Source organism: Mesorhizobium sp. f-mel (assembly GCF_053850215.1).
Map to the genome: position 1 here is coordinate 14,949 of NZ_JBSPTO010000028.1, position 13,281 is coordinate 28,229.

At 64.4% G+C, this 13,281-nt stretch carries 11 protein-coding genes; 2 read left to right on the forward strand and 9 right to left on the reverse strand.

Features of this window, described 5'->3' with window-relative positions:
• Nucleotides 1–3 precede the first annotated feature (3 nt).
• Nucleotides 4–2,019, reverse strand: coding sequence for an amidase (locus ACWUKX_RS25360; RefSeq protein ID WP_456009555.1), 2,016 nt, complete (start codon nucleotides 2,017–2,019; stop codon nucleotides 4–6).
• Nucleotides 2,020–2,114: 95 nt separating this feature from the next.
• The gene (locus tag ACWUKX_RS25365; protein ID WP_456009556.1) at nucleotides 2,115–3,716 is read right to left on the reverse strand and encodes a WD40 repeat domain-containing protein; all 1,602 of its coding nucleotides are present in this window, start codon (nucleotides 3,714–3,716) and stop codon (nucleotides 2,115–2,117) included.
• 226 nt (nucleotides 3,717–3,942) lie between these two features.
• Between ACWUKX_RS25365 and ACWUKX_RS25370 the strand changes: the two genes are divergently transcribed.
• On the forward strand, nucleotides 3,943–4,434 hold the full coding sequence (locus ACWUKX_RS25370; RefSeq protein ID WP_456009557.1) for a GFA family protein: 492 nt from the start codon (nucleotides 3,943–3,945) through the stop codon (nucleotides 4,432–4,434).
• 54 nt (nucleotides 4,435–4,488) lie between these two features.
• On the opposite strand, the gene ACWUKX_RS25375 is transcribed toward ACWUKX_RS25370, so the two are convergent.
• From ACWUKX_RS25375 to ACWUKX_RS25405, 7 genes are all read right to left on the reverse strand, one after another.
• Nucleotides 4,489–5,259, reverse strand: a complete 771-nt coding sequence (locus ACWUKX_RS25375; protein WP_456009558.1) for an exodeoxyribonuclease III — start codon at nucleotides 5,257–5,259, stop codon at nucleotides 4,489–4,491.
• An 8-nt stretch (nucleotides 5,260–5,267) separates the two neighbouring features.
• A complete protein-coding gene (locus ACWUKX_RS25380; protein ID WP_456009559.1) occupies nucleotides 5,268–5,912 on the reverse strand; it encodes an alpha/beta hydrolase family protein in 645 nt (214 codons plus the stop codon).
• Between the two features lie 217 nt (nucleotides 5,913–6,129).
• Nucleotides 6,130–6,801: a hypothetical protein gene (locus ACWUKX_RS25385; protein ID WP_456009560.1), complete on the reverse strand. Its 672-nt coding sequence runs from the start codon at nucleotides 6,799–6,801 to the stop codon at nucleotides 6,130–6,132.
• Nucleotides 6,802–6,812: 11 nt separating this feature from the next.
• Nucleotides 6,813–7,904, reverse strand: a complete 1,092-nt coding sequence (locus ACWUKX_RS25390; RefSeq protein ID WP_456009561.1) for a tetratricopeptide repeat protein — start codon at nucleotides 7,902–7,904, stop codon at nucleotides 6,813–6,815.
• Complete coding sequence (gene ku / locus ACWUKX_RS25395; protein WP_456009562.1) at nucleotides 7,901–8,806, reverse strand: non-homologous end joining protein Ku; 906 nt, start codon at nucleotides 8,804–8,806, stop codon at nucleotides 7,901–7,903. The genes ACWUKX_RS25390 and ku overlap by 4 nt, the downstream gene beginning before the upstream one ends.
• 89 nt (nucleotides 8,807–8,895) lie before the next feature.
• Entirely contained in the window at nucleotides 8,896–11,364 is a 2,469-nt protein-coding gene (gene ligD, locus ACWUKX_RS25400) for a DNA ligase D (protein WP_456009563.1), read from the reverse strand.
• A gap of 109 nt (nucleotides 11,365–11,473) precedes the next feature.
• Nucleotides 11,474–11,698: a hypothetical protein gene (locus ACWUKX_RS25405; RefSeq protein WP_029351283.1), complete on the reverse strand. Its 225-nt coding sequence runs from the start codon at nucleotides 11,696–11,698 to the stop codon at nucleotides 11,474–11,476.
• A 240-nt stretch (nucleotides 11,699–11,938) separates the two neighbouring features.
• Between ACWUKX_RS25405 and ACWUKX_RS25410 the strand changes: the two genes are divergently transcribed.
• A complete protein-coding gene (locus tag ACWUKX_RS25410) occupies nucleotides 11,939–12,946 on the forward strand; it encodes an aldo/keto reductase (protein ID WP_456009564.1) in 1,008 nt (335 codons plus the stop codon).
• Nucleotides 12,947–13,281: the final 335 nt, after the last annotated feature.

Genomic DNA, 13,281 nt, shown 5'->3' on the forward strand with positions numbered 1-13,281 from the left:
CCCTCACCCAATCCCGCCTGTCACCGCGTAGGCGCCGGCCGCGCTCCCGTCCGCTAACCGCACCACAGCAGTGGCGATCGAGCCGTACGAGCCACGCCAGGCGCTGTGGATTCTCTCATGCTCTTTCGCGGGTACGGCCGCACGCCCGGTGAAGCGCGCCCCGGTCCGCTGCATGCGAATGGGCTGGCCGTTGATATGGACTTTCACGCTGGTCTCGGTTCCGACCTCGCCATGCACATCGAGCGTGATTGTTATCTCGTCCTGATCGCCCGCACGACGCGCCTCGGCGGCAAGCGTGACGGTCAGCGGCGGCGCCTCGCCCGGCCCGCTAGCGTTGTGTCGGGCGGGAAAGACATCGTCGGGAAGTTCGGGAGTGCGCGGCGGGCTGGTGCGGCGCTGGCCAAAACGCTCGAAATCGCCGGCTAGCCGAAGCAGTTTCGTATCCTCATAGGCCTTGCCGGCGAAGGTCAGTCCGACCGGCATGCCGATATCGGCCATTGTGCCCATCGTCACGGTGACGGTCGGAATGCCGAGATGGCGCGGCACCAGATTGCCGTTGGCGACCCAGGTGCCGTTGCGCCACGCAAGCGCGGCGGAGGTCTCGTTGACATCCGCATCGGCCGGCCCGACATCGGCGACGGCCGGAAACACCACTGCATCCAGCCTTTGCGCGTCCAGCCAGTCCTCGAAATCGATCCGCCGCGTTGCCTCGAGGCCTTTCAGGCCAGCGTCCAGCTCGGGAATGGCCTCGAATGGGGTGACGCCGCGCTTGGCACGCCCGACATACTCCGCTAGATCGAAGCTGTCCTCGTAGCGGTCCGGCAGCGTGCCCGGCGGCTGCGGAAAGATCTTTGCGCCGTCGACCGAGGCGAGATCGGGGATGGCCGGATCGGCATTGGCGCGCAGGAAATCGTCCCAGGCGAAGACGCACAGGTCCCATATCTCGCGCTCGGCGAATTCTTCCGGAACCAGCCCGCGATCGACCATGTTTTTGGTGCCCGGCCGGTCGCGCTCGTAGTTGGAGACGACGGGGAAATCGACCTCGACCACATCAGCACCGAGCCGCCGCAAATCCGATGCCGCATGCTCCCACAGGTCGAGCACCGACTCGCGGGTCGGGATCGGAACGTCAGCCTCCGTGTCGCGGCCGATATACATGCGGGGCACGCCGAGCCGCACGCCTTGCAGCGCTCCCTCCGGCGTGAGGCCGGTATAGCGTGGCGGTCTGACATCGGAGCTCGTCGGCAGCGCCACCCAGGGCTGCGCGCGCCAGAAATCGCCTCTTGTGTTCGGGTCGTCGGCGACGATCACGTCGAGCAGTTCGAGCATGTCGGCAACGCTGCGCGTATGCGGCACCACCACGTCCATGGTCGGCACCAGCGGCCAGTTGCCACGCACGGAAATGACGCCGCGCGACGGCGTGTAGGCGACCAGCGCGTTGTTCGACGCCGGCGCCCGGCCCGACGACCATGTCTCCTCGCCGAGCCCGAAGGCGGCGAAGCTGGCGGCGGTCGCGGTGCCGGAACCATTCGACGAGCCCGAGGCGAAGGCGGCGGTCAGGTAATCGGCATTGTAGGGGCTTTCCGCCCGGCCGTAGACGCCGCGCTGCATGCCGCCATTGGCCATCGGCGGCATGTTGGTAAGCCCGATCAGCACCGCGCCGCCGCCCCGCAGCCGCGCAATGGTGAAGGCGTCCTCGTTGGCGACGAGATGTTCGAAGGCCGGCGAGCCGGAGGCCACCGTCAGGCCCGATACCTTGTAGCTGTCCTTGGCGGTATAGGGGATGCCGTCCAACGGGCTGAGCACGGCACCATTCCTGCGGCGCTGGTCGGACGCGGCCGCCTCGTCGAACATTTCGGGATTGAGCACAGGGACGGCATTGAGGGTGATGCCATGGCGGTCGTAATGCGCAATCCTGCGCATGCAGGCGCCGACCAGCTCGACGCTGGTGACCGTGCCGTCCTCCAGCGCTTGCCGCAACTGCTCGATCGAGGCTTCGACGATGTGGAGATCGGTCATGGTGTTCCTGCGCCTGCGCGACGATGAGGCCTTACGTCGATTTTGTATAGGTCGCGACCCTTCAGAGGGGGTCGCTCAAGCTCCGGTGAAATTGATCACTCCGGCGCGCCGGCGAAGAGCACTATGCCGTCGCCGCCGCCCGCCGGCCAATCCCAAATTGTGCGGTCGTAGCCGCCGGTCAGCACCGTGCCGTCGGCGGCGAACGCCACGGCGTAGACCGGACCGGACCGGCTGTCGAACAGGGCGGTCTCGCTGCCGGTTTCCATGTCCCACAGCCGTGCCGTGCCGTCGAGCGATCCGGACAGCAGCCGCTTGCCGTCGGTCGACATCGCCAGCGCATAGACCGTGCCCGAATGGCCCTCGAGGCGGCGGACTTCGCGGCCGGTGTCGAGATCCCAGAGCTTGATCGTATAATCGCCGCTGCCGGTGATCAGATGGCGCCCATCGGCCATGAACACCACGCCATAGGGGCCACGCTCATGCCCGTGCCAGCTGCGCAGCTGCTTGCCGGTGCCGATGTCCCATAGTTTTAGCGTGCCCTCGATACTGCCGCTGATCGCGCGTGTGCCATCGGGCGAGACGCCGACCCCGCTGATCGACCAGTCGTGCCCCGGCATCACATGCAGCACCGAGCCTTTCTCGATATCCCAGACGATGACCCTGCCGGTGTCGTGCCCGCTGACAGCACGTTTGCCGTCGGGGCTGATCGCCAGCTTGTTGACGCCGCCGTTCTGGCCTGACGAGAAGACGTGCAGCACCGCGCCATCGGAGAGCTGGCGCAGCACGATCTCGCCATCGTCGCCCGCCGTCAGCGCTCGCGCCCCATCGGGCAGGAAAAGCGCGGTACGCGCCATGTCCTTGTGGATGCCGAGGGTGCGGATCAGGCGCTTGCCGTCGATATCCCAGAGCTTGATCGTGCGGTCGGTACTGGCGCTCAGGATCGAGTGACCGTCGGGCGCCACCGCCAGCCAGACCACTGCATCACGGTGACCGTCGGGTTGCGTCGGCTGCGGCGGCGGAGCCTGCGGCAGCGGCGCGACGGTCTGCGGTGGCGCAGCCGGGGCTGGAGCAGCCTCCGGCGGTAAGGCGGGCGGGCCCAGCGCGACCTCGGATGGCGAGGCAGGCGCCGGCGGGTGTGCCGGTTCCCTGCTGGCGCCAGGGTTTGCACCTTGCGCAACCGCATCGCTGGGCTGATTGCCGTTGCCGCTCGGCGGCGGAGGCGTAGTCGCTTGTTCAGGCGGCTCGCGCGCTTCCGGCGCAGGGGCTGGTGCGCTGGCGACGTCCTGGCCTTCCGGCACGCTCGGCGCGGGTTGCTCGGCGATCAGGCTTTTGCCGACGTCCTGTGGCTGCCGCGACCAGGGGCCGAACTGGTCGGCCATCAGGGCCAAGACGGCGAGGAACGGAACGACGGCAAAGAGCTGCCGCAGGCGTGGTCCTCCGGCGGGTTGCGCTTCGGCGCCCCTGCCGAACAGCGGCGTCTTCGGAGCGAGCGTCGACCGGCCTGGCAACCGGCCGGCCCAGAACAGCAGGGCTGCAAGGGCTGAGAAAACGCCCGCCGCGCCGAAAAAAGCCAGGCGCACCGACGCGAAAGCGTCGCGGGCGCCCTCGTCACCCAGCGCGAGATACACACGTGTGAAGCAGAGCATGCCGATCGCCAGCAGCAGCATTGCGAGCAGCCTGTCGACAAACCTGTGCATCGGGCTCCCCCCTGGGCGCTTTCGCTTTGCCCGCAATGATGCAGGTCGGCGCCGGGCTTGTCGATGCCCCGGTTCAATTCCGAAGATTACCAGCGAACGGCGAGTGCAAAAACGCTCGCCTGCGCCAAAGCGCTGGATGCGCCCGGGGATCTCTCGGTCGCCGCAATGTTGCCCGGTCGTGCGCTAGGATCCCTCGGCAGGGCTCAAGACCGATCGAGGCCAAGCGATGGATGATTGGAAATTACCTTGGGAAGGCGGCTGCCTGTGCGGTGGGATACGCTTTCGGATAAGTGCGCCGCCCTTGCTGACAATGGCCTGTCATTGCACCGGCTGTCAGAAGCTGAGCGCGAGCGCTTATTCGCTGACTATGGCCGTGCCAAGCAACGGTTTCACCATAACGCAAGGCGAGCCGGTGGTCGGCGGCATGCATGGGCCGCACCGGCAACTCTACTGCCCGCACTGCAAGAACTGGATGTTCACGCATCCGCACGGCCTGGACTTCATCGTCAATGTTCGCGCTACCATGCTGGACGAGCACCGTTGGTATGTGCCCTTCGTCGAGGTCTTCACGTCGGAAAAGCTGCCTTGGGCCACGACCGCCGCCAGCCACAGCTTCGCCATTCAACCCGACCTTGAGGGATACGCACCTTTGATCGAGGCCTTTGCGCGCGAAGCGGCGCGACCGGTGGGACTGGTTGTGAGTGAGGGTTGGCGATAGCGCCAGCAACCGCCAACCTCCCCATAAACGGGGAGATCGAATGTTCTCCACCCCTCACCGCAATTCCACCCACACCGGCGCGTGGTCGCTGGCGCCGGGCTCGCCGCGCACTTCGCGGTCGATGCCTGCCCGGGCCAATCGGCGCGCCAGTTTCTTGGAGAGCAATATATGATCGAGCCGCAGGCCGGCGTCGCGCGGCCAGCGGTTGCGGCGATAATCCCAGAATGTGTAAAGCGTCTCCTTCGGGTGCTTCTTGCGCAGCGCGTCGGTCCAGCCTTGGGCGAGCAGCGCGGCGAACGCGGCGCGGCTTTCCGGCTGCACCAGCGCATTGTCGTCATAGGAGCGGGTTGGGTAGATGTCGCGCGGCTCAGGCACGATGTTGTAGTCGCCGGCCAGCACCACCGGCAGGCCGGTGTCGAACAGTTCCGCCGCATGCGCGTTCAGGCGCTCGTGCCACGCCAGCTTGTAGGTGAATTTCGGACCGGGCTGCGGGTTGCCGTTCGGCGCATAGAGGCAGGCGATGACGATGCCGCTGACCGCTGCCTCGATGTAGCGGGCCTGGTTGTCGCTCTCGTCGCCGGGCAGTGCCTCGCGGATCAGAACGGGTTCTGAACCCCGCGCGAGTATGGCGACGCCGTTCCAGGTCGGCTGTCCCACCCATACCGCGCCATAGCCCGCAGCGGCGAGTGCTGTGCGCGGAAACTGCGTCTGCCTTGCCTTCAGTTCTTGCACGCAGACGATGTCGGGCTTGGCGACAGCCAGCCAGGCCAGCACGTTTTGCAGCCGGCTGTTGATGTTGTTGATGTTGAAGGTGGCGATCTTCATCGACAGGGTCAGGAAGCGATCCTGCTCGTCCAGGCCTTCACCGCGTCAGCGAGCGTCTTCAGATGATCGGCGACTGAGAAGCCGGAGATGCTTTTGCGCGGCTTCAAATCGTGGTCGCCATCTTCCAGCCAGAACATTTCGATGCGGTCGGAGAGATCGTAGGTCGCGACTTCGTCCTTCGTGCCGAACTCGTCGCGCGTGCCCTGGAAGATCAACGTCGGGGTTTTGAGGCCAGCCAGATGCTTGGTGCGCAATTGCGTTGGCTTGGCCGGCGGGTGGAAGGGATAGCCCAGACAAAGCAGGCCCGAGATTTCGCCCTTGGAAAACATCTCGTCGGCGATCATCGAGGCGACGCGGCCGCCCATCGACTTGCCGCCGATGATCAGCGCCCCCGTCACGCCCTTCGCCCTCAGATCGGCGATCGCCTTGACATATTCCGGGTTCACTGTCTCGGCGCGCGGCGGCGGCTTGCGGTGGCCGTAGCGGCGGGCGGCCATGTAGTGGAATTCGAATCGCGCGACGCGGAAGCCGGCTTCGGCCAGCGCCTTGGCCGTGGCGGTCATCGAGGCCGAATCCATTGGCGCCCCGGCGCCATGGGCAAGCAGGACGGTGATGGGGGCGGTTTCGGGCCCGTCGAAGAGGAAGGCGGTCATTGGGTGGCCCGCAGATGAAGGCCGAGTTCCTTCGCGCCCCCCTCTGGCCTGCCGGCCATCTCCCCATCAAGGGGGGAGATCGGCAGCTTCGGTTGTCCGCCCAGCTTCCAACGTTGGTGATTGGCCAAAACGATGGCGACATCCAACCTCCCCCCTTGCGGGGGAGATGGCCGGCAGGCCAGAGGGGGGTGTTCAGGCGCGACCATTGCGATCCTTTTTATGCAGAGACCCCACCGCAAACCTTTGACTGAAGATACTCGACCTGAGCGGCCAGCAATCCGGGCCAGCCAGTCGCATCAATGTCACCTATCCATTTGCAAGCAACCTCACGCCCATGAACTTGTTCCAGCAGGCAGAAATATGCCGTGTCACGCCATGCTCCGCATAATTGCGAATTGCCATCCATCACCTCCAGAGCCGACGCCCAGGTGAACCATCTCCTGATCCATTCGCCGACTTTGCCGTCGAGATCGGCGGCGCACTGAGTTATGAACGCATCGAGATCACCTTCATTTGCCACCCAAAACGAGCCACGACCTCTGACGAAATCCCCGTCAATGGCATCGAACCCTACCCTGCAAAATGATTTACTCGATCGCCGAGAGCTTTTGGTTTTGAACTGTGCCGAACTTGGATCCTCGACTTCATACCAAGCGTCAAAATCCTTCCATAATTTGGCAAATTTCTTCCATTTGAAGACAGCTGCGATCGAGCAGTCGTATTCGCCATATCGGCGGTCCGTATAGCAATCAAGCTCAACACTGAAATCGGTGAGGTTACCGACCGGCGTGACAACAAGCTTAGGGCTATCTGGCTTGAACCATCTTTCGCCAAGCCGCGTAAGGAGCTCTTCGACAATTCGCGCTCGGATGGTTTTTGCATCGAGCATCACGTTTGGTCTTACCCCGCCGTGCGCGCCAGTTGCAGATCGATGAACTGGATGCCCTTGGCCGCCATGCGCGCCCATTCAGAACTGGCATCGAGCTCAAGATAGCGCGCCCAACGCCGCCGCGCCTCGGCCAGGTTGCCGGCGTCGAACTCCAGCCTCGCAAGGTTGAACACCGCATCGGCATAATCGGCATCGAGCGCAATCGCCTTTTGCAGATGCCGTCGCGCCGAGGCCTCGCGGCCTTGCTCGGTCATCAGCCCGGCCAGATTGAACCAGGCCTCGACAAAGCCGGGGTCACACTTGATGGCGCGGGCATAGTCATGCGCCGCCTCGGCCGCGTGGCCGGCGCCGCGCAGGCAGTTGGCGCGGTTGAAGGCGGCTATGGCGTCGGTCGGGTCGATGGCGAGACAGCGCTGGTAGAGTGCGGCCGCCTGCTCGTGATCTTCAGCCTCTTCCGCGGCTTCAGCGTCGGCGAACAGTTCTTCCAGCGTGTCGTCATCGGGCGACCCCAAGTCGAACAGCAGCTGGCCGTCGAGTTCGCTCTGGCCACCATCGAGATAGATCGCATCCGCGCGCCCGCGCTGTGAGCCGACATTCAACGACTTGGCGGTGAGCGAAGCCACCGGGCCGGAGCGGTGCACCGAGCGCGCGATTGCGCCCCACGAGGCGCCGCCGGCGACCAGCCCGGCATATTTGCGGGCCAGGATCAGGTCGCGAAACGAATAGGGCTCGCAATCATTCTCGAAGGCATCGAAGAGACTGAGAAGGTCGAGGTCGGATGCGGCCAATCGCGACTGATCGAGAAGCGACTGCCGCGACAGGGCCGAGGCCTCCAGCGCCTTCATCAGCCCTAGCAGGCGCAAAAAACCGTTTTCGCTGATCAGCTTTCGGCCGGCCGCGCGCTCGGCCGCGACGCGGCGCTCGATCTCGGCATCCCCGGCCTTGGCGAGAAGTGTGCGGCCGAACACCACATGGCTAGTGCGACGCGTGACGCCGCGCCTTAACTGGCCGTGCTGGCGTTCAACCTCGCGCGCCGCCAGCCTCAGTGGAAACGCCGCCAGCGCGCCGATGGCGCCGAAGACGGTGCCGGCAAGCGCCGTCACGCCTTGCTCTTGCCGACGGCCTTCAGCAAATTGGCCTTGAGCGGGTTTTCCTTGGCCGCGCCGGCCTTGCCCTTGGCGGCAGGCTTTGCCGCCTCATCGGCCTTGCTCTTCGACTTGGCCGGCGGCTTGGCCGATTGCGACAGGCTGGCCTTCAGCGCATCCATCAGGTTGATCACGTTGCCGCGCTCGGGGGCGGCCGCGATGATCGGCTTGTGGCCCTTGAGCTTCTCGCGGATCATCGCCATCAGCGCGATCTCGTAGCGATCCTCATAATTCTTCGGGTCGAAGGTGGTTTCCTTCTGCTTGATCAGCGCTTCGGCGAGCTGCAGCATTTCCGGGTCGGGCTTGCCGGCCGGGATGTTGCCGAAATATTCGGCCGTACCGCGCACTTCATTCGGGTTCCTCAAGGTGCAGACGAACATGCCGTTCTCGCGCGCGCCGATCGTCACGACGCGCTCGCGGCTGGACAGCACCAGCCGCGCGATCGCCAGCTTGCCCGACTTGCGCATCGCTTCGCGCAGCACCGCGAAAGTCTCCTCCGCCATCGCGCCATCGGGCGCCAGATAATAGGGCGCGTCCTGGTAGATGACGTCGACCGAATGCTCGTCGACGAAGGCTTCGATGTTCATCGTGTGGTTGGATTCGATGCGCACCGCCTCGAGGTCGGCATCGTCGATGATGATGTACTGCTTATCTTCGTATTCGTAGCCCTTGACCAGATCCGAGCGCTCGACCAGCCCGAGCTCGGGATCGACCGGCTTCATATTGATGCGGTTGTGGGTGTCCTTGTGCAGCTGATTGAAGCTGATCCGCTCGCTGGCACTCGTCGCCGGATACAGCCGGACCGGACAGCTGACGAGACTGAGCTTGAGGTAACCTTTCCAACTTGCCCTGGGCGCCATAAAACTCTCCTACGCGGCCGTGCACTGTCGAACTGTTCGCAGCGCTTCGTCCAAAGGACGAACAACGCTGCGCAAAACCTACATCGCCCTCACAATACCGGCAAATCCCTAGCGAAATCTTCCATGTTGGCCCAGGGATCGCCGGAGGTGGCCAGAAGGCCCGGCAGCGAAGAATAATTCAAATCTTCCGGAGCGTCGATGGATTCCAGATCGGACCAACTCACCGGCGTGGAGGCCGGCAGGTTGGTGCGGGCGCGCAGCGAATAGGGTGCCGCCGAGGTGTGGCCGCGCGCATTGCGGTGATAATCGATGAAGATGCGCCGCTTGCGGTTGTCCTTGCCCATCGTGGTGGTGAAGGTGTCGGGCGCGGAGGCGGCCAATGCCGAGGAAATGGCGCTGGTCGCCTGGTGCAGTTTCTTCCAGTTCTGTTTTTGCGTTACCGGCACGGTGATGTGTATGCCCTTGCCGCCCGACGTTTTCGCGAACGGCATCAGCCCCATCGCCTCCAGCTCGGCGCGGATATGCACTGCCGCCTCCACCACCTCGCGCCAGCTAATCCCCTCGCCCGGGTCGAGGTCGAAAACGATCAGGTCCGGTCTGTCTAGCCGCGTGCGGTGGGTGCCCCAGGTGTGGAACTCGACGACGCCGAACTGCGCCAGCGCCAGATAGCCCTTGGCATCTTCCACCGACAGATAGGATTTAGTCTCGCCCTCGGAATTGGTCGTCTCGAAGGTCGCCACCGATGAAGGCATGCCGGTGAAGGCATGGCGCTGGAAGAAACAGTCCTGCGGCTTGCCGGTCGGGCAGCGCACCAGCGACACCGGGCGGCCGAGGATGTGCGGCAGCATGAAGTCGCCGACCAGCGCGTAGTAGACGGCGATGTCGAGCTTGGTCGGTCCGGTCTTGCCGAACAACCGCCGCGTCGGATTGGTCACCCAGATTGTGGCGAGATCGGCTTCCGCAATCAGCCGCTTGCGCTTGGCCGACACCGGCGTCGATAGGCCGACGTCGCGCAGACCGCGGAACACCGCATGGCGCAGCGCATTATCGGTGGTCCGGTTGGCATAGTGGATATGGGCCGAAAGCAGTGGCCGCACCCAGTTCATCTCGCGCATGATCTCGCGCGGAACCCCTTCGGGTGCAGACGCGCCGGCGCGCAAGGGCTCCAGCCGAGCCAGCAACGCGCCTGATGTGGCGGCATCGAAGCCGGTGCCGACCTTGCCGCGATAGTGCAGTTCGCCGCCCTCGAATTCGCCGAGGCCGAGGGCGGCCAGCCCCTCAGCCGCATCTGATGTGGTGTAGCCGGCGATGACGAAGTCGCCGGTCTGCAGCGCCTTGGTCTTGGTCCATGTCTTGGTGCGGCCGCTCTGGTAGACCGCCGTGGCGCGCTTGGAAACGACGCCTTCCAGCCCAAGTTCGGAGGCCTGATCGTAGAGTGCTTGGCCGTCGCCCTCGACATGATCGGAGAACTGGATGGCAGAATTGGCGCCAAGGCCGGCAAGCAGTTGCGACAGCAGCGCCTTGCGTCGGCCGAGCGGCGCTTTCCTCAGATCCCAGCCGTCGAGGTAAAGCAGATCGAAGGCATAGAAATGAAGCTTGCTGCCGGCGCCTTCTGCCAGAGCGTCCTGCAACAATGCAAAACGGCTGATACCCTTGGCATCGAGCACGACGATCTCGCCGTCAATGACGGCGTCGCGGCACGGCAGTTTTGCGAAGGCGTGCGGCAGGTCGCCATAGCGCTTGGTCCAGTCGATGCCGGCGCGGGTGATCAGCCGCACCTCTCCCTCGGCCAGATGCGCCATCGTGCGATAGCCGTCGAACTTGATTTCGTGCAGCCACTCCTCCCGGGTGTTCACTCCATCCGGCGGCTTTGCCACCGTCGTCGCCAGTTGCGGTTCGATACGGGCGGGCACCGGCGCCTTGACCGCGCCCGGCAGCGCACCGGGGTTCAGCACCGCCGGCTTGGCAAGCTTGGCCGCCGGCTTCGATTTTTTCACCAGTTCCTCGATGCGTCTTCCCGATTTGACGCTTTCAGGCCGCGCGGCAAGAATGTCGAGCGCTGTATCGGCAGCGAGATCGCGCTCCTTGAACAGCAGCCAGTTTTTCTTCTCGCCGTCCTCGCCCGGCTTCGGCTTCAGCCGCGCCAGCATCCAGCCGCCATTCAGCTTCTCGCCGGCGAGACGGAACTTGAAGGAACCGGTGCGGAGGCTCTTTTCGACTTCGTCCATCGGTGCCCAGACGCCGGTGTCCCAGACGATCATCGGCCCGCCGCCATATTCGCCCTCGGGAATGACGCCTTCGAAGTCGATATATTCAAGCGGATGGTCCTCGGTCTCGACCGCCAACCGCTTGTCGGCGGGATTGAGCGACGGGCCGCGAGGCACCGCCCAGCTCTTCAGCACACCGCCGACCTGCAGACGTAAATCATAATGGTCTGATGTGGCATGGTGCTTGTGAACGACGAAGCGGTTGCCTTCTGCGGCAACAAGCCCGCCGACGGGTTCCGGCGTCTTACTGAATTCGCGTTTGGCGCGATAGGCCTTGAGTTTGGGGGTCATGTCCGCATGCCAGGCGGAATGCTTCGGCTGCGCAAAAACAAGGACTTGACCCGTATCACCTGAATCATTTTGTCAGCATGCGGCGGGCCGATGTCGTGCCTCACACAGCTCAATCGTCGGTGGCCGGCGTCAATTCGAGCTCGGCCGGCGACAGACCCTGCTGGAGCTGGCTCAGCCGGAATTCGTCGACCCAGTAGGCCTCGCCGTCGACGAGGACACGCGCTTTGTAGGCGCCGGCCGAAAAGCTCTGTGCGGTGATATAGACCTTGTGGCGGTCGAGCGCCTTGCGCACGGCGGCACGCTTGGAATTCTGGCTGGTGACGGAACTGGCCATGTTGCGCTCATACACACGCCGCCGCAGGAAAAGGCGGCTGGCATAAGGATGGCCGAGACCGGGTGTTCTGTCAATTTGGGCAGTGGCCAGGGAGTGGGCAAGGCGCTTAGCGGAAAAGCTCACACGATCGTGCGATCAGCCTCGACCGAGCGACTGTGGAAACCGAGCGAGCGCTCTATATGGTCCTGACGCAATAGTCCTGACGCACGCGAACCCTGTCATTATCCGGAGATCTCATCTATGACCTTGAGCACACGCAAGCTGGGCAGCCAGGGGCTGCAGGTATCGGTGATCGGCCTCGGCTGTATGGGCATGAGCCAGTCCTACGGCCCGGCCGACGAGGCGGAATCGATCGCCACCCTGCACCGCGCCATCGAACTCGGCTGCACCTTCCTCGATACGGCGGAAGTCTATGGCCCGCACACCAATGAGGAACTGCTCGGCCGCGCGCTGAAGGGCCGGCGCGACCAAGTGACGATCGCCACCAAATTCGGCTTCCGTATCGAAAACGGCAAGCAGATCGGCACCGACCGCGACAGCCGGCCGGAGCATATCCGCGAGGCGCTCGAAGGCTCGCTCAGCCGGCTCGCGACCGACCATATCGACCTGCTTTACCAGCACCGCGTCGACCCGGCAGTGCCGATCGAGGATGTGGCGGGTGCTGTCGGCAAACTAATCACTGAAGGCAAGGTGCGCTTCTTCGGCCTGTCGGAAGCGGGTGCGGCCAACATCCGCCGCGCGCACGCCGTGCTTCCGGTATCAGCGGTGCAGAGCGAATATTCGCTGTGGGAACGCAACCTCGAACCGGAGATTATCCCGCTGCTGAGCGAACTCGGCATCGGCCTGGTGCCGTTCGCGCCGCTTGGCCGCGGCTTCCTCACCGGCGACGTCAAGCGCGGCGAGGATTATCCGGAAGGCGATTACCGCCGCGGCGACCCGCGCTACCAGGGCGCCAACTACGACGCCAATGTGCAGGCAGCCGGAATTGTCCGCGACATCGCGGCGGCCAAGGGCGTCAAGCCGGGCCAGATCGCGCTGGCCTGGCTGCTGCACAAGGGCAGCGATTTCGGGCTGGACATCGTGCCGATCCCCGGCACCAAGCGCAGAAAATACCTCGAGGAGAACGTCGCCGCTGCTTCCCTCCAGCTTGACACCGTCGCAATGCAGGCGCTCGACGACGCGCTGGCGCCGGGCAAGGTCTCGGGTGAGCGCTACAACGAACGCGTGATGGTCACGATCGATCGTTGATCTTCCCTTCTCCCCCTGTGGGAGAAGGTGGCCGAGCGAAGCTCGGTCGGATGAGGGATGCTGGACGGATCGCCACATTGGAGACGTAACCGCCTAAAATTCTTCGATATTTTCACGCCGCGTTCCCAACACCCCTCATCCGGCTTGGCGCTGCGCGCTGATCGACCTTCCAGCACCCAGTTCTTGCGCAAACCTCCGGCCTTGGCTAGCATCCGCCCGCCGGCGCCGAGCGGAGGAGAACGTCGCGGTGGACCGGCTGGAGCGCCGTTGCGTCCCCTTGGGCGCTCAAAGGACACTCCATTTCTAGATCGACGCTAGGAACCTTCCGGAAAACC